9 protein-coding genes and 1 pseudogene are annotated in these 18,941 nt (G+C 39.7%); all 10 read left to right on the forward strand.

From position 1 onward, the window contains the following. Positions 1-2: 2 nt before the first annotated feature. The 10 genes and pseudogenes from QE450_RS02045 (at position 3) to QE450_RS02090 (ending at position 18,939) form a co-directional block, all read left to right on the forward strand. Positions 3-1,871 carry a cache domain-containing sensor histidine kinase gene (locus QE450_RS02045; RefSeq protein WP_307296456.1) on the forward strand — a complete coding sequence of 623 codons (1,869 nt, stop codon included), beginning with the start codon at positions 3-5 and terminating at the stop codon, positions 1,869-1,871. A 213-nt stretch (positions 1,872-2,084) separates the two neighbouring features. Beyond that, positions 2,085-3,599: an ABC transporter substrate-binding protein gene (locus QE450_RS02050; RefSeq protein ID WP_274170707.1), complete on the forward strand. Its 1,515-nt coding sequence runs from the start codon at positions 2,085-2,087 to the stop codon at positions 3,597-3,599. A 726-nt stretch (positions 3,600-4,325) separates the two neighbouring features. Beyond that, positions 4,326-6,626, forward strand: coding sequence for a glycoside hydrolase family 3 N-terminal domain-containing protein (locus QE450_RS02055; RefSeq protein WP_307296459.1), 2,301 nt, complete (start codon positions 4,326-4,328; stop codon positions 6,624-6,626). A gap of 79 nt (positions 6,627-6,705) precedes the next feature. Then, entirely contained in the window at positions 6,706-10,230 is a 3,525-nt protein-coding gene (locus tag QE450_RS02060; RefSeq protein ID WP_307296461.1) for an alpha-mannosidase, read from the forward strand. Further along, a pseudogene (locus tag QE450_RS02065) lies at positions 10,224-11,574 on the forward strand (glycoside hydrolase family 125 protein). The gene QE450_RS02060 and the pseudogene QE450_RS02065 overlap by 7 nt, the downstream one beginning before the upstream one ends. 455 nt (positions 11,575-12,029) lie before the next feature. Continuing rightward, a complete protein-coding gene (locus tag QE450_RS02070; RefSeq protein WP_307296464.1) occupies positions 12,030-15,158 on the forward strand; it encodes a glycoside hydrolase 5 family protein in 3,129 nt (1,042 codons plus the stop codon). Positions 15,159-15,349: 191 nt separating this feature from the next. Beyond that, the gene (locus QE450_RS02075; RefSeq protein ID WP_307296466.1) at positions 15,350-16,282 is read left to right on the forward strand and encodes an alpha/beta hydrolase; all 933 of its coding nucleotides are present in this window, start codon (positions 15,350-15,352) and stop codon (positions 16,280-16,282) included. A gap of 66 nt (positions 16,283-16,348) precedes the next feature. Further along, a complete protein-coding gene (locus QE450_RS02080) occupies positions 16,349-16,588 on the forward strand; it encodes a hypothetical protein (RefSeq protein WP_273615210.1) in 240 nt (79 codons plus the stop codon). 520 nt (positions 16,589-17,108) lie between these two features. Next, positions 17,109-18,017 carry an ABC transporter permease gene (locus QE450_RS02085; RefSeq protein ID WP_204825312.1) on the forward strand — a complete coding sequence of 303 codons (909 nt, stop codon included), beginning with the start codon at positions 17,109-17,111 and terminating at the stop codon, positions 18,015-18,017. Between the two features lie 16 nt (positions 18,018-18,033). Further along, complete coding sequence (locus QE450_RS02090; protein ID WP_273615211.1) at positions 18,034-18,939, forward strand: carbohydrate ABC transporter permease; 906 nt, start codon at positions 18,034-18,036, stop codon at positions 18,937-18,939. Positions 18,940-18,941 lie beyond the last annotated feature (2 nt).

An 18,941-nucleotide genomic window follows, 5' to 3' on the forward strand; every position in this document is an offset into this window, starting at 1 on the left:
TATTGTTCAACAACAAATCGATTTCTTTGATTCCCAAAGCGAGTATAAAAGTGAAAATTGCTGTTCTTTTTATTGTGCTGATTACTTTATCGGCGCTGTTGTCTAATGGAATACTGTACTTTGTATTTATGAACATTATGCGAGAGCAATTGCTGGAAGATCAGCAGAATATTATGCTTCAAAGTCGTAGTAATGTGCAAAATGTAGAGAATAGCATCGATCAGGCGACTTATTATTTTTCGACAGACAAAACGATAGCCGATATTCTGAACAAAACTACATTTGACGATATTGAAAGTTATCGGGATCTCAATACGATCAATCAGCAGTTTATTAAATATCTGGATGTACCACTAAGCAATGTAGTCAGCACGTATTCGGCTACCTTTTTTGTCAAAAATACATTTCCAGTTGCTGCTGAATTGCCTACTATTCAATTGGAGCAATTAAATAAATTGCCCGGTGGTACAGGATCAAATCGCTTTTTCAATTCCAATGAAGCGGAAAATGAAGAATGGTTCAAGCGAACAGTCGAATTAAGTGGAACACTGAATATCTTTTATGCGGATCAAGATCGTGATCGCGTCTATTTTGCCAAGCAAGTTCGCAATCCTTTAATTCTGAATACGACGAATGAAATGGGCGTTATAGTCATTGCGATTGATACGGCTGAATTTGGAAAGCAGATCGAAGCCTCAAGGCTGACGCAGGGAACTCAATTATTGTTAGCGGATCAGAATAATCAAGTGTTATATAGTAACAATCCTGCGCTCAAAGGGGTAGATATCAGTCATACACCCGACTTAGCTCCTGTATTACAATATACCGATATTGGTGGAACCAGTGATCTGAAGTACAACCAGACACAGTATATTGCTGATACGTATCCTTTAAAATGGGGATGGAATCTGATTGCTCTTATTCCATACAGTGATATTACAGATCGCTTGTCGATTATTTTCGATATTATCGTTGGAATTACCGTCGCAGTGATTGTAGCAGGAATCAGCTTTACGTTATTATTGTCCAACAGTATAGCCAAGCCGGTGATTACATTAGCCAATGTGATGAGAAATATAAAAGACGGTTCGACGATGGATGTATTTATCGAACCACCAGAGCAAGATGAAGTCGGAGTATTGTATCGTCAGTTCAACAATCTAATGAAACGTATCAACGGATTGGTAGACGATGTGATCGAAAGCGGTGAACGAGAACGACAAGCAGAAATGAAAGCTTTGCAAGCGCAGATTAATCCTCATTTTATCTACAATACACTGGATTCGATCAATTGGATGGCACTTAGTAAAAATGAAGAAGATATTGTCACTATGGTATCGTCACTCGCTCATATTTTGAGATACAGTATCAAGCAACCCAATGAACAAGTGCCGTTACGACAAGAGATTGAACATGTACAGAATTACGTTAATATTCAATCGCTTCGTTATGGAGATAACTTTGACATTAGCTATGATATCGAACCTGAATTATACGATTATCTGTTGCCTAAATTTATTATTCAGCCGTTGATTGAAAATGCGATTTTGCATGGAACTGAACAGATTACTGATCATGGGAACATTGTATTGCGTGCATATACCGATGGAATTGTAGTACGAATTATTGTAGAAGATAACGGGCCAGGAGCAGATACCGAGTTATTAAATGATTATTTGGATCGAGAGCAAGAAGTATTACACAGTTCAGATGGAATCGGAATTAGTAATATTCATCAACGAATTAAGTTACATTATGCAGATGAGATTTTTGGTTTACGGTTTTATTATACAGATAATGTAATGAAATCTGTCATCACTATTCCGTATAAAGTGAGTAAGAAAACGCTTACCCAAAAAATATCCACCTAATCTAAAGAAAATACGGTACACCTTTCTGACAGCCTGACGGATAATAAGGATACAAAGTCTAAGCCATTCCAAAAGATACAATCTACGGAGTGGCTAAAGAATAATCTCTGTACAATATCATTAGAAAATAGTACATATTATTCTTTAAACAACGTGTAGACAATACTATTTTGTCGGTAAATATGAATCATGAACGAAAAAGGGGATGGGTCTATGTTACGTAAACCAAAAGCATGGTCTTTAAGTCTAGCTGTTATTATGATGTTGTCTATCGTCTTGTCTGCATGTGGCGGTTCCAAAGAAAGTAACGGAACCACAGCCGATGGTCAGCTCGCTCCAGTCGAATTGGTCTTTTATAACTATGCAACACCGATGAAAGGTCAAGATCGAGTGATGGAGAAAGTAAACGAATACTTGAAGAAAAAAATCAATGCTACGATCAAAGTAGTTACGATGGAAGGCAGTGACTTTGAAACCAAAGTTCCTGTGATGTTGGCTTCAGGTCAGCCGATGGATATCGTGTTTACCAGTTCATGGACAAATAACTACTTATCCAATGTCTCCAAGCAAGCTTTTACACCATTAACTTCATTACTTGATCAATACGGACAAGATTTGAAAAAGACAGTGCCTGATACGCTTTGGAAAGGGATGACAGTCAACAAAGAGTTGTACGCTGTACCGATCTACAAAGAAATTGGTCATCAGGTAGGCGTGTTGTTCCGTAAAGACTTGGTGGATAAATACAAATTAAATGTAGCAGGCATTCAATCATGGAAAGATATGGAGCCTATTTTAAAAACGTTGCATGAAAAAGATCCAAGTATTCTAGCATTAGATGGAACCGAAGGAATGTATCGCTCATTCCCTGTACAACATATGTCAGGTGACTGGAATTTGCCGGGAATTATCAATGTAGGCGACAAACCTTATTATGCACGTTCTGACGATAAAATTTTCAACCAATACGATACACCTGAATTTAAAGAGTTCGTAGAAACAGCATACAAATGGAACCAAGCAGGCTATACGCCTAAAGATGTCGATTATCAAAGTGAAAATGATTGGAAAGCAGGTAAAGTATTTGCCGGTTCCTTACTATACGCACCGAACTATGTATACAAACGTAGCGCTCAATTAGGCTATGAACTGGATTATCAAAATCTTGGCAAAGGTGTAGTAGAAACAAGTGATGTACAAGGTGGAGCTTATGCAATCCCACGTTCATCCAAAAATCCAGAACGTGCGATGATGTTCTTGAACTTGTTATACACTGACCCAACTTTAGCTAACTTATTTGTACATGGAATCGAAGGACAAGATTACACCAAAGTAGATGATCAATTTATCAAACCTGCTGAAGGTGTAGACGCTGCAAATCCTGATTATGACTACGGTTATGGTTGGATGTGGGGAAATGTGAATATATTCTATTATGATCAATCGTATCCTAAAGATACATTAGAACAATTCAAAAAATTCGAAGACAACAATACCCCTGCTCCGGCACTAGGATTTAACTTTGATACTACACCGGTACAGACCGAGATTGCTGCAATCAATAATGTGATTAGCGAATACTACAAACCACTTGTCACCGGAACCGTCAATCCAGATGAATATTTACCTAAATTTATTCAGAAATTAAAAGACGCTGGTGTAGACAACATGCTCGCTGAAATGCAAACTCAATACGACACATGGAAATCCCAACAAACCGGTTCCTAATTTCCAAAAGCACCATCAGCAATTCCATATCAACACCAAAGGACGGAACCCCAATTCCGTCCTTTTCTTTTTAAACAAATCAAATAATAAACAAATTCATACAGGTATCCCACCTCAAGAACAGAAGTAATTACTATAGCCCATTTTTTTTCAAAAAACTAAAACCTAAAATATCAAAAAATAATCATTCCTATTTTAAAAAATTAAAACCCTATCATCATTCCAAAAGAACCATTCTAAAACTAATCAAACCATCCATATCCAAATACTAATAAATAACTAAAAGTAAAAAAATAAAAAATCAAACTACCAATACACTAACCAATAAAAATAAAAACGTTCACCCAAACCAAAACAATTAAAAAAATAAAACAAACCTAAAATGAACTCTAAATCAAAACATCAAACCAAAACATCAAACCAAAACTCATATTTCCCTATCATCACTACTATTCTATCTTTACCATGTCCCTACACTGCCCACCCAAGTTGCTAGAAATAAACGTGAGAAATTCGCACCTAGCACAGAGCGGAGGGGGAAGAGAGGCTATGAAAGAGCGAAGCGCTCGCCTTTGTAAAGAAATCCCTACCGCTAAGCGGTTTATTCAGGGATTCCTTTACAACAGCGACGATAATAGCCACTCTTCCCCGCAGCGGTGTCCCTAGACGTGCAGAAACTTTCCACTTTATTCCTACCCTGCAACTCCAATCGAAAGGATGATCACTATGACTAGTTATAAAAATCCAGCACTTTCTACCGAAGAACGCGTGCAAGACCTGCTTGCTCAAATGACACTGGATGAAAAAGTAGGGCAACTGATTCAATTGTTTGGCTGGCGCACTTTTACTAAGAATGAAGATGGAACAGTTACCCTGACTGAAGAATTTAAAGAAGACATTCGTCAAGGGAAAATCGGTTCCTTATATGCCACTTTACGTGCTGATCCATGGACAGAAGTCACATTGGAAACGGGCTTATCCCCAGCCGAAGGCGCTGCTGCACTCAATGATATTCAGCGATTTGTGATCGAACATTCCAGATTAGGGATTCCGCTGATGTTTGGCGAAGAATGTTCACATGGACATATGGCCATCGGTGCAACAGTCTATCCTGTTCCACTACTTGCAGCAAGCACATGGAATCCAGCTTTGTATCAACAAATGTGTGAAGCGGTAGCGATAGAAACGCGCAGTCAAGGGGGCGTGGCTACCTATTCACCGGTACTCGATATTGTGCGTGATCCACGCTGGGGAAGAACAGAAGAAACATATGGAGAAGATCCATACCTCGCAGGAGAACTTGCCGCTGCTGCTGTGATCGGTCTACAAGGCAAAGGATTAGATTCACCGGATACAGTGATTGCCACCTTAAAACACTTTGTCGGTTATGGAGCTTCAGAAGGTGGACGCAATGCTGCACCTGTACATATGGGAATGAAAGAATTGCATGAGATCGATCTGGTTCCGTTTCGCAAAGCAATTGAAGCAGGAGCCATCTCGGTCATGACTGCATATAACGAAATTGATGGAGTACCTTGTACATCCAGTGAATATTTATTGGATGATGTGCTTCGCCAACAGTGGGGATTTGATGGCTTTATTATCACCGATGCAAGCGCTATGAATATGCTGGTGCATGGTTACAATGTGGCAGAGACAGGAGAAAAAGCGACAGCACTGTCGCTCCAAGCAGGAATCGATCTGGAAATGTCAGGGTATATGTTTGGCAAATACCTCAAATCTGCTTTGGAGCAAGGAATCGCTCAAGAGGCTCATTTGGATCAAGCCGTCAGTCGTCTGCTAAAAGTAAAATTTCAGTTAGGATTATTTGATCAACCTTATGTCGATCCAGAACGTGCCGCACGTGTGATCCATAGTCCAGAACATATTGAATTGGCTCGTGAAGTCGCTAGACAAGGAATTATTTTGCTCAAAAACGAAGCATCCGCATTACCATTACAACCATCATCTACTGGAAAAATAGCAGTTATTGGCCCAAATGCGAATAAACCATATAACCAGTTAGGCGATTATACTTCTCCACAACCAGCAGGCAAAGTGATAACCTTGTTAGAAGGATTACGTCAAAAGTTAGGAGCAGACAGTGATCAACTGCTATATGCACCGGGTTGCCGGATCAAAGACGACTCCCGCGAAGGATTTGATCTTGCTTTAGATACCGCCAAGCAAGCAGATACAGTTATTCTAGTACTCGGTGGATCAAGTGCTCGTGATTTTGGCGAAGGAACGATTGATTTGCGCACAGGTCAATCATTAGTGCATGATTCAGAGGAAAGTGATATGGAATGTGGAGAAGGGATTGACCGCTCCAATCTGAATCTGACAGGGGTACAACTCGAATTGTGTCAGCAGATTTATGAGCTTGGCAAAAAGCTGATTGTTATCTATATCAATGGACGACCTGTAGCAGAACCGTGGATTGATGAACATGCGGATGCGATTATAGAAGCATGGTATCCGGGGCAAGAAGGTGGTCATGCACTGGCAGAAATTTTGTATGGAGATGTGAATCCATCCGGTCGTCTGACAATCTCTGTGCCTAGACATGTGGGACAATTGCCTGTGTATTACAATAGCAAGCGTACACGTGGTAAGCGTTATCTTGAAATGGATTTGCAACCTGCTTATGCTTTTGGACATGGGCTAAGTTATACCACATTTGCTTATGATGCACCTGTTGTTACTCCTGCGGTTATTGCACCAGATGAACATGCTCAAGTCAGTGTACAGATTACCAATACAGGAGAAGTAGCTGGATGGGAAGTCGCTCAATTGTATTTGACCGATCTGTTCGCTTCTGTCACTCGTCCGGAAAAAGAACTCAAAGGATTTCAAAAAGTCTTTTTACAACCGGGAGAGACTACAACTGTTACATTCACTTTGACACCAGAACATTTAGAATTAGTCACTTCTCAATTAGACCGTATTGTAGAGCCTGGTGATTTCCATATACAAGTAGGCAGTAATTCAGTAGAAGGTCAGGTTGTAACGTTGACTGTACGCTAGTCTGGAATAGGTTATCTGAGTATTAATATCAACATGTATGATTGTATCTCAAAACAATGATTATTCGAGGAGGCTGTATATGTACCGGATCGAACGATTTATTAAACTTTTATCTACAAAACAATGGTTGGATACGCAAGAACTGAATCAATGGACAGTAGAAGAAGCTCGTTATATTACACCTGATCATTATGAGATTTTAGTACCACGCCAGAACAGTGATATGAGATTGAAAGAAGAGTATGGCATCACCTACTTTTTACAAACCAATATCCAGATTCCAGCTTCATGGTCAGCCCATCCTGTCGGCTTGGTTTTTAACGCAGGCGGTGGAGAAGGATTACTGAAAATCAATGGCGAGTTCTATCATGGGCTGGATAAAAATCATACATTTATTCCTTTGCGAGAGTCATATACCGGTACAGACATAACGCTTGATATTGAATTATACGATCCGATTCCTGAACCTCATGATCCGTTAAATGGACAACCCGAATACGTAGCTCCATTGAGAGGGTATCAGGCTAGTCTGGTCAGTATCAACAGTGGACTGCGTAGTCTGATGTATAGTGTACAGATATTGCTACATAGTATGCGCCGTTTGCCTGAAAATGAATTGCGCCGAATCGAAATCCAAAAAGCGTTAGAACAAACGATGCATGCTGCATATGCACTTCCGGAAGAATCATGGCAACTGGAAGAACCGTGGCAACAACTGGAAGAAATACTACGAGAACAGGTAGTCGTATTTGCTCCCAATGCATCCGAAAGTGGATATATGTACATGATCGGACAATCGCATATTGATATCGCATGGCTATGGCCGGTACGGGAGACTGTTCGTAAGTCCAGTCGTACATTTTCAACCATGTGTACGTTAATGGAGCAATATCCTGACTTTATTTACTCACAGAGTCAACCGCAATTGTTTGCTTATGTGAAAGATCATTATCCAGAGCTATATGCCAAAGTGAAAGAACGAATCGCGGAAGGTCGCTGGGAATTGGTTGGAGGAATGTGGGTCGAGCCTGATCTGAATATTCCAAGTGGGGAGTCATTAGCTCGTCAGCTATTGTATGGACAGCACTTTTATCGTGAAGAATTTGGTATCACTTCTACGATCGAATGGTTACCTGATACATTTGGCTATTGTGCTTCATTGCCACAATTATTGCGTCAAGCCGGAATCGATTATTTTATGACGACCAAGCTGAATTGGAATGACACGAATATTTTCCCGTATGATCTGTTCCACTGGGTAGGCATTGATGGTACGCCGATCCTTTCTTATCTGAATCATGGTGTGAACGAATCGACTACACCTAAAGACATCGCAGAACACTGGGAATATTTCCGTCAAAAAGATATCCATCCTCAGCAGATGCTACTCTACGGACATGGAGATGGCGGCGGCGGAGTCACCCATGAAATGATTGAATATGTAGAACATGCCGAGTTGATGGTGGGATTACCCCAAGCAGAATTTGGAACAGCCAAGCAGTTTTTTGAACAGACTTTGGAATCAGCAGACGAGCTACCTGTATGGCGTGGTGATCTGTATTTAGAATTACATCGCGGAACGTATACGACACAAGCATGGAATAAGCGTCATAACCGCAAAGCAGAATTACTGTATCGTGAAGCTGAAGTATGGGAACGACTCACCACGATCTATTTCAATCAAAGCAGTTTATCGAATAGTGTACCTGCTGAATTATCTATAGGACAAGAAGATACATCCATATCTGAAAGTATAAAAGTACTAGCGAAGCAATCTGCGGATAAGGGTTTATCAGTACATCCTGCTCTTTTTGAACAACAACAAGATGGAGCAATTACCAGACAACAATTCAAAAATGGATGGCTTGGTATTATGCTTAATCAGTTTCATGATATTGTCCCGGGTTCGGCGATTCCAGAAGTGTACGATACGTCTGAAGTCGAATATGCTCAGATTTTACAGATTGGGGCAAGTGCTCTGGATCAAGCGCTCACTCCGTGGACAGCATGGATTGGACAGCAGTTAGCACAGTCGGATCAACAAGGTACAGCGTATGCTGTGTTCAATAGTCTAAGTTGGGAACGTGGAGAATGGATCGAGATTGAAGGTGGCGCCGAGCTAGCTGATGTTCATGTATATGATCAATCAGGAACAGTGTTGCGCAGTGATGTAGTCTCACAAGCTACTATTGAGCAGACTGTACCCACATCGATTCCGTCTACAACAACTCAAGTGCCACAGTTATTATTTACATCAGCCAAGCCTGTTTTACCAGGACATACAACCAATACCGATCTATCTACAGCGCAAAATGCAACAAAGTTATCCACAAAAAATGAGTCTCAATTGGAAAATAAATACACTTTAAGAGTCTATATACCATCGATTCCTGCATTCGGTTATACCGTGATCTGGCTACGTTCAGAAAGTGATCACAGTGTTTCATCTGCTAGTAGTATAGATACCGATAAACGATTCCAATCTCAAGTAAAAATTGGAAAAGCAGTGCCTTCAGTTTGGGAAACTCCTTTTTATCGTATTCAGTTTAGCGAGCAAGGCGAGATTACTGCTTTGTATGATAAGCAGTATGAACGCAACGTATTAAAAGAAAATCAGCATGGTAATGTGTTCGGCTTTTATCATGATCGTCCGTTGCTATGGGATGCATGGGATATTGATCCTCATTTTGCCGATCAGATAGCCGATACTGCTGTGTGTATTTCTTCTCAGGTAATTATGAGTGGACAGACAGGAGATATATTACAATTCCGCTGGCAGATCGGACAGTCGATCATTGCCCAACATATATATTTGTATAATGACAATCGCCGAATCGATTTTAAAACAGAAGTAGAGTGGAATGAAAGTCATAAGTTGCTAAAAGTATCGTTCCCTGTAGATCTGATAGCAGAGCAAGCGACATATGAGATTCCATTTGGTGCTTTGCAACGCACCATGAATACTAATACGAGTTGGGACAAAGCTCAATATGAAGTCTGTGGACATCGCTGGGCAGATATTTCAGAAGGTAATTATGGAGTAAGTCTGCTTAATGATTGTAAATATGGCTATGATATCAAAGATTGCAATATGCGCCTTTCGTTACTACGGGCACCTAAATGGCCTGATAAAGGCGCCGATCTAGGTCATCATGAGTTCACCTATTCACTATTACCACATGGTGGAGATTGGCGTGAAGCGCACATTGTACGTGCAGCAGCAGAACTCAATCAACCTGCATCTTATAGAATTATTGAAACTACAACGACTATAGATAAAAAAATATCGACAGTTGTAGATCATCAGCTATCTACATCGCTATTTTCCTATCATAGTGAGCATATTATTCTCGATACGATCAAGCCAGCAGAAGATGGACAAGGCACGATTATCCGTCTGTATGAATCTTCAGGTAGTCGTGGCACCGCTCGTATTCAATGGCCTGTACAGACTGATATAACAGACGATCATGCGATCACACTGGTCAATATACTGGAAGATCATGTTGGAACATTACCTGTGATAGATAATCAACTAGAACTATCATTCAAACCGTATGAGATCAAAACGTTGAAATGGAATAAGGGGGAATCATCATGCTAGAAAAGTTAGAACATGTTCAAATGTCCACATTCGAGCTGCCACAGGCAGTTCAGGATGTGCTAGCAGAAGCAGAGCAAACATTAGCTCACCGTCCCAAGTTAGCTGAACTGTTCCGCAATTGTTTTCCCAATACGTTAGAGACGACTACCAAATTGATGGATGATGGCACTACTTTTGTGATTACAGGAGATATTCCAGCGATGTGGTTGCGGGATTCAGTAGAACAGTTGATACACTATGTTCCACTTTGTAAAGAAGATAAAGATTTGCAACGTATGATTAGCGGATTGATAAAGCGACATATGTTCTATCTGGAGATTGATCCATATGCGAATTCTTTTAACGAAACAGCGAATGATTGGCACTGGGACCCTGCAGATGAAACGAGAGATGAGTCCGTGGGTATGGGAGCGCAAGTTCGAGTTAGATTCACTTTGTTTTACGATTCGGTTAGCGTATCACTATTGGAAAACAAGCGGGAATACCGATATTTTTGATGCAGGATTTAAGCAGGGGTTGCGTACAATTTTCCAGTTATGGCGAACAGAACAACGTCATATGGAAGAATCACCGTACCGTTTTACCAGACGCAATTGTCCGGCTATTGATACGATTCGGAACAAAGGGTTAGGGATGCCGGTGAACTATACAGGGATGATCTGGTCAGCATTCCGTCCAAGTGATGATGCGTGCGAATTTCATTATAGTATTCCTTCCAATATGTTTGCGGTCGTGTCGTTACGCCAAATGCAAGAAATGGTACGAGCTGTTTATCGGGATGAAGCTTTTTGCGCAGAATTAGCCGAAATGGAAGAAGAAATTCAGCATGGAATCGAATTGTATGGCATTTATCGACATCCGGTACATGGGAATATCTATGCGTATGAAACCGATGGGTTTGGCAATTACTGTCTGGTTGATGATGCGGGTACACCGAGCTTATTATCAATGCCTTATCTAGGATATTGTGATGTGAACGATCCGATGTATCTGAATACACGCAAATTTATTTTAAGTAATGAAAATCCGTATTATTTTGAAGGGAAAGCGGCTAAAGGAATGGGTAGTCCTCATACACCAGCAGGGTACATCTGGCATATGGGATTGTCGATGCAAGGGTTAACTGCTAACAATGATGCTGAAATGTTAGAAATGATCCATCTATTAGAAAGTACGGATGCCAATACAGGTTATATGCACGAAGGATTCCATTCAGACGATCCGACTGTTTTTACCCGTCCATGGTTTGCATGGTCGAATAGCTTATTTTCACAATTGATCTATAAAGCGATGCAAAAAGGTTTACTTACCCATTCATCATATTCAAACACATTGAAAAGTTGAATAAAGTTGAAATTAATTATTTCAAAAATTACTTAATGCGTAACTTAATAAAATCAGTTATAGTAAAAGAAAGTTATAGTAAAAGAATATAACAACACTGAGCTATAACTAACCAATCTTTATCATGTATGCATGTTCAACTAAAGTTATCTGTAAAAGGCTTCCCTTTACTCACCCTCATTACGAACAAAATGATTTAGAAATGAGGATGCAAGAGCATAGAGCGAAGGGAATATGATTGTTCTGAAAGAGTTACAAGCTTTCGCAAGGTACTTCGGAAGCATAGACTATGATCGCCTTTGGACATGAATCTTTACTGCAAAGCAGTTATACATAGGATTCATGTCCAACAGCGGCGACAAGAACATTCATCTTCTCATAGCGGTCTAACTCCAAGTGTCCGAAACTTTCCAATCCAGTTGTATTCCAATCCAATGTATATGAAGGAGATTGTTATGACTCTAATTTCTAAGCTCCATACTGTTATTTTTTATGATCCTGCTTTTCCATTTGATGGGCAACGTCCGAACGAGCAACAACTGACTCATTTACAAAAACAAGGTACGGTTGTTAATGCGAACGAACTTGCTAAAGCGCTTACGCAAGCAGATTTGTTTATTCATCTGCATGGCAGTTACTTTCCCAAACAAGCATGGACAGCTATTCATAATCATTTGAATGACAGTAAAGGGTTTGTACATATAGGCGGTATTCCTTTCCGCAATCCTGTAAATGAAACAGCAGATGGATGGCAAGCTGAACATGAACAAACAGCATATCATCAAATTTTGAATATAAATGAAGTGTTGCCTGTAGAAGTAACACCGATTGATCATTATAAAGCAAGTACAGATTTTCCGTTATTTGCAGGACAAGAATCTTTATTTGAGCGTCAGAGCACATGGGGATTCGCACTTCATGTAACCAAAGCCAACGATCATCCTGCACAGGGTGGCTCTAGTGGACCGATGGATGCTCATATTTATCCACTGCTCAAAGGAATTTCCAAGGACGGACGTGAAGTAGCTGCGCCTGCTATTTTGCTCGAAAATACAAAAGGCGCTTATGCAGGTGGACGCTGGGTATTTGTCAATCAACTAGCAGGAGCATCGTTCTGGGAAAAAGGAGTAGAAGCTATTTCTAGGTGGGGCGAATTCGCTGCTAAAGGCGTGACAGAAATCTGGGTAAAGCCTAACTATGCCAGCTATGAACCAGGAGAACGTCCAACACTAACGATTCAATTACAATCTTTACAACGTCATTCTACAAGTGCAGATATTAGCGGAGAATGGACATTTAAGCTACAAGTGGCTAAAGAAGATCAGGATTTATCCGGTCAATTTACAGACGTCTGGACAAAAGAATTAAAGATCTCATCTTCGCGTGAACTGGATATTGTACGCTTGCCTGTTGAGATCACAATTGAAGCTGGATATTACCGTCTGGAAGGAACGATCACGTCTCCGTCTGGTGAGATTCGTAATATTCATCAAGGATTCTGGGGATTTGATGCAGACTTTTTGGCAACAGGGGAAATGTTAACAGCCGATCGCGATTATTTCCGCAAAGAAGGTCGTCCATTACCAATTGTGGGTATGACATATATGACTTCAGATGTAGCGCGTAAATTTTTATTTTTACCGAATGCGGCGGTCTGGGATAAAGATATGGCACAGATGAAGCATGCAGGAATTAACTATCTGCGCACAGGCGTATGGAGCGCTTGGCGTCATGTAATGTTTGTCGATGGTCATCCGTATGAAGAAGTGATGCGTGCGATCGATGCGTTTATTTTGACAAGTAAAAAGCATGGTCATGAACTGACATTTAACTTTTTTGCATTTACACCGGAAGCCTGGGAAGGGGTTAACCCGTATCTTGATCCACGTAGTGTAGAAGCGCAGAAGCGTTTTATTTCAGCAATTGTGACCCGTCATCGTCACACATCTAATATCCATTGGGATCTGATCAATGAACCATCGATGTTCAATCCAGATATTCCATTTTCAGGCCCACAACCGGTATACGATGAATTTGAGATTGCCGCTTACAAAGAATGGGTCGAAAAGCGTTATGATAGCGATATTACCAGAGTGCAAGAGCGCTGGAATATGACACCGGAAGAATTACCAAACTTTGATGCAGTATATCCAGTTCATGTGAATGATATTAGCTACAATCCTACATCGATTCATCCGAAAAAAGGTACTCGTTGGCTGGATTATAATCTGTTTACGATGGATATGCATAACCGCTGGGCGACGGATCTTACCCGTATGATCCAAAGTATTCAGCCCAAGCAATTAGTTACTGTTGGACAAGATGAAGGTCTAGCCGGACAACGACCATCGCCATTGCTGTATGCAGAGACTGTCGATTATACAACGGTACATTCATGGTGGGAAATGGACGATCTGGTATGGGACGGCATTTTCACCAAGACACCGCAAAAGCCGAATTTGATTCAAGAAACAGGCATTATGTATATTGAGACACCGGAAGGCAAAGCCAAACGTAGCGAAAATGAATTGAAATATATTTTAGAACGCAAATATGCGTATGCTTTTTCAACAGGCGGAGCAGGGGTTGTACAGTGGATCTGGAATATTAATTTTTATATGCACAATGTCAATGAATCTCATATCGGAGCAGTGCGAGCCGATGGTACAGAAAAGCCAGAAGCCGATGTATCTTATGATTTCGGACGCTTTATGGCGGCGACTCGTGATCTATTTGAAAATCGTCAATTGGAAGAAGTGGCTGTTGTTTTCCCGTATTCTAATGATCTGTCTAATCGTAAATTCGCTCATGATGCGACTACCAAATTGATTCGTACTTTATCGTATGAATTAAATGTACATGCGCGTGCTTTTGGTGAATATCATTTACACGAATTAACGACAGGTGATGTACCCAAATTAATTATCGTATCCAGTCCTCATAACTTCCAGAGCGCAGCGCTCAAGCAATTGTTAGATTATGTAGAAGAGTATGGCAGTACTTTATTATTTACAGGTCCACTAGCATTAGATGAATACTGGCAACATACCGATCGCCTTAGTGAAGTGACTGAGAGCGCTCCTTTATCTAATGTACGCCGCGAAGAAGCGTTGCAGTTAGGTGAAGAGATTTTACCTGTATCGTTCAGTCGTAAGCGTATTGCTGAATTGGTCAAACAAGCACCGTTAACAGGTATTTCTCAAGTGAAAAATGTTAATATCGGTAAAGGTAAAATCATTTGGAGTCCATTGCCGGTAGAATTAAGCGATCGTACAGAAACACAGATTGCTCTCTACGAGTATGCATTAGCTGAAGCAGACGTATCGTCTGAATTGGAATGGATACAAGGTGATGAATTATCTGGAGTGTATGGACGCAAATTATCTTTCGAAAAAGGCAATCTGTATATCTTTGTATCTGAATACGGAGCTAATGCTCAGATTCAAGTGAAAGATCCGATTAGCGCCAAAATTTATAGTTTCCTATTGGATGCAGAACGTACGGTGATGTTTGCCACTGATACTGAAGGATCGATTACTACGATCTATCGCCCGGAAGAAGTTAATATTGATGTGACGAAATAAGCTACAGAAATTATCAAAAAGCGTAATGATGATATCGATTGCAAAGAGGTTACCTGTAAAGGTAATCTCTTTTTGTATATAGTATATGTCAATAGCTTCGTATAACACGAAGTTGGATAAACGTTATACAATGCTTTATAATTAAATAATGATATACATATGTATCAAATTAGAATTAAAGGAATGAATTTATGAAAAAGGTATTTAAGTTTATGCTCAAAACTGTCGCAGTGATTGTATTGTTAATTGTTATTTTTCTAGCGACAGTCTATGTTGTTAACGTAGTAGCTAGCAAGTCAGAACAAAGCAAAATTCAACCATACGGACAATCTGTTGTGGTCGATGGGAAAAACATGAATGTTATGATTCAAGGAGAAGGCAAGCAAACGATTGTGTTATTGCCAGGCTTCGGTACAGCATCGCCAGCACTTGATTTCAAACCATTAATCGAACAACTATCTCCACATTACAAAGTGGTCGTTGTGGAACCATTCGGTTATGGATTAAGTGATGTCACCGACAAACCGCGGACAGTAGACAACATTACGAACGAGATTCATGAAGCATTGCAACAATTGAAAATCAATAAATACATTCTGATGGGTCACTCGATTTCAGGCATCTATGGATTAGATTATGTCAATAAATATCCTAATGAAGTGACTGCTTTTGCGGGAATTGATTCTAGTTTCCCTACACAGCCGACAGAAGTGATGGATACCGAATCGGTTAGCATATTGCAAAAATCAGGATTTTACCGTTTATTAGTCAAATTGAATCCATCTCAGATCATGACACCGGATGTCGATGACAATACCAAACAACAAATTAAAATGATCACGCTCAAAAACTTGATGAATCCTGATATTGTCAGCGAAGCACAGTTATTACCTACAAATTTCAAAGCGGTACAAGGCTTACAATTCCCTAAAAACTTGCCTGTTATTTTCTTTCTAGTCCAAAATGATCCTGATATTAAAAACTGGACAACTCAACATGAAGAACAGATCAAAAATTCAGTACATGGCAAAGTGGTTCTATTAGACGGTACTCATTATCTGCATTACACTCAATCCAAAGCTATCGCAGATGATTTGCGAAGTTTTATGAACAGCATAAAGTAACAATTTGAAAGTGGTTCTAAATTATAATCTGCTAAGGAAGTAGATTATAAGACATGATGAATTATTTTGAATAAAAGAGCTACAGGAACTATATTTTTATCATTAGGATTAATCATTATCATCGAGCAACAAAGTTTACGTTTTATAGTAGTAACCGCAATGACTTTTCATAGTAATGGCATGTCTAATACAGCTATACAAGAGATGCTAACTTGGACGCTTACACCATACAACTTAGCTATACCTATCATTTTTGTGATCATAGGTATAGGTTATCTACTCTGGTCAGAATTAAATAAAGAATAAAGAAAAAGGATGCTATTTACTACAAATAGTATCCTTTTTCTTTACCTCAAACTTTCAACCCCATGCTGTGTCCATTTCCAACATACTACATTTACTTTCATATCATTATTATGCTTAACTTTATTCAAAAGTTTTTAAATTAATCGTCTCCCAAATATGATCCTAGCACAGAGCGGAGATAAAGGAATTACCCGATAGAAGCGAAGCGTTCGCCTTTAAGATTTGGATATCGACCGTTAAGCGGTCAAATCAAGATATCCAAGTCTTACCAGCGATTGACAGGGTAATCCTTTATCGGAGCGGTCTACAAATATATCAACTTAAATTATCTATCAGTAAAAATGTAAATAAAACTAACACAATGAAGTCGCCTTCAATCCCACAATTCTAATTTGATAACGCTTACCTAAAAAAAGTACACATAACCTAAAGAACTTAGCGTAGTTTCCTTACCGTCTCTTGCTCATAATAAAAGTATAAGCACATAAGAGAGATACCGGAGAGAAAGGGGACTTCAATCATGACCTTTTTGTATGAATTGCGTAAAAACAAAGTTCTTTTTTTGATGGCATTACCTGCATTAATTTTGCTGGTTTTGTTTAACTACTTGCCGATGTTCGGAGTCATCCTTGCTTTCAAAAATTATAATTTCTACGATGGGATTCTAGGCAGTCCATGGATTGGATTCAAAAACTTTGAATATTTGTTCAAAGGCGATGCCTGGCTGATTACCCGTAATACTTTGTTATATAACTTCGTTTTTATTATTTTCGGACTGATTCTCGCAGTCGCCCTAGCGATTGTACTCGATGAGATTCGTAACCGATTCCTTTCCAAAACCTATCAGACGATCCTCATTATGCCTTACTTTTTATCATGGACGATTGTAGCCTTGATCTTTTACGCTTTTCTTAGTGCAGACAAAGGTATTATCAATCAAGCTCTTACTTATATGGGAATGCATCCGATTAATTTCTATTCCGAGACGACATACTGGCCGTACATTTTGATCTTCGTTTTTTTCTGGAAAAGTGTCGGGTACAGCAGTATTATCTACCTTGCTTCGATCACAGGTATTTCACCGGAGTATTATGAAGCCGCTACGATTGATGGCGCTAGTAAATGGCAACAAATTCGCTTTATTACGATTCCTTGTCTGAAGCCGATCATTATTATTATGACCATTCTAAGTATCGGTAAAATTTTCTATGCTGACTTTGGACTATTCTATCAGGTGACATACAATTCGGGCGCTCTGTACCCCGTTACACAGGTTATTGATACGTATGTCTACAACGGTCTAACTTCGATGGGGAACTACGGTATGACGGCAGCAGCAGGCTTATATCAATCGTTTGTCGGATTCGTACTTGTGATTATTACCAACTGGATCGTCAAAAAAATGGACAAAGACAGCGCGCTGTTCTAGAAAAGGGGGAATTTCGATGGAGCAAACATCTAGTAAATTCAATCAGCTTCCAAAAAGTTGGAATCTTGTATTTAACCTGATTTTGATTGTGCTGTGTGTAGTCTGTATTATTCCAATTATTCTGGTTTATGCGATCTCATTCACCAGTGAAGCTAGCTTATCTGCAAAAGGTTATCAGTTTTTACCATCAGAATGGAGTCTGGATGCATACCGTTATGTGTTCCGCAACGGAGATCAGATTCTACAATCAGCATATGTTACGATCGGAGTTACCGCTATTGGAACATTATTCAGCTTACTGGTCACTGCGTTATTCTCGTATGTATTGTCACGACGTGATTTTCGTTATCGTAATGTGATGGCATTTTTCTTATTTTTCACAATGTTATTTAACGGTGGATTGGTTCCATCCTATATTGTAAATACAAATGTACTGCATCTAGCAGATACGTTTTGGATTTTGATTTTACCGTATTCACTGAGTGCTTTTAATGTTATTATTTTGAGAACGTTTATGCAGCAGTCTATCGAAACAGCAATTTTAGAAGCAGCAAGAATAGATGGAGCAGGAGAGTGGTATATTTTTGCCCGTATCGTGCTACCATTGTCCAAGCCAGGTCTGGCTACAGTTGGTTTGTTCACTTTAGTGACGTATTGGAACGATTGGTTTCTTGGACAACTGTATATCACCAATCCCAAATTAGTCAGCCTACAATACATGTTAATGAAATTGCAGTCTAATATTGATTTTGTGACCAGTAACGCGACTTCAGCCACCAACAATATGCTGATGGCACAGATTCCAGCAGAAGGCGCACGAATGGCTATTCTGGTCATTGTGCTAACACCGATTCTTTGTGCATACCCGTTTTTCCAGAAGTACTTTGTTAAAGGATTAACGATTGGTGGTATCAAAGGCTAACA

It is taken from the genome of Paenibacillus sp. SORGH_AS_0306, assembly GCF_030819345.1.
GTDB classification, from domain to species: Bacteria; Bacillota; Bacilli; order Paenibacillales; family Paenibacillaceae; genus Saccharibacillus; species Saccharibacillus kyungheensis.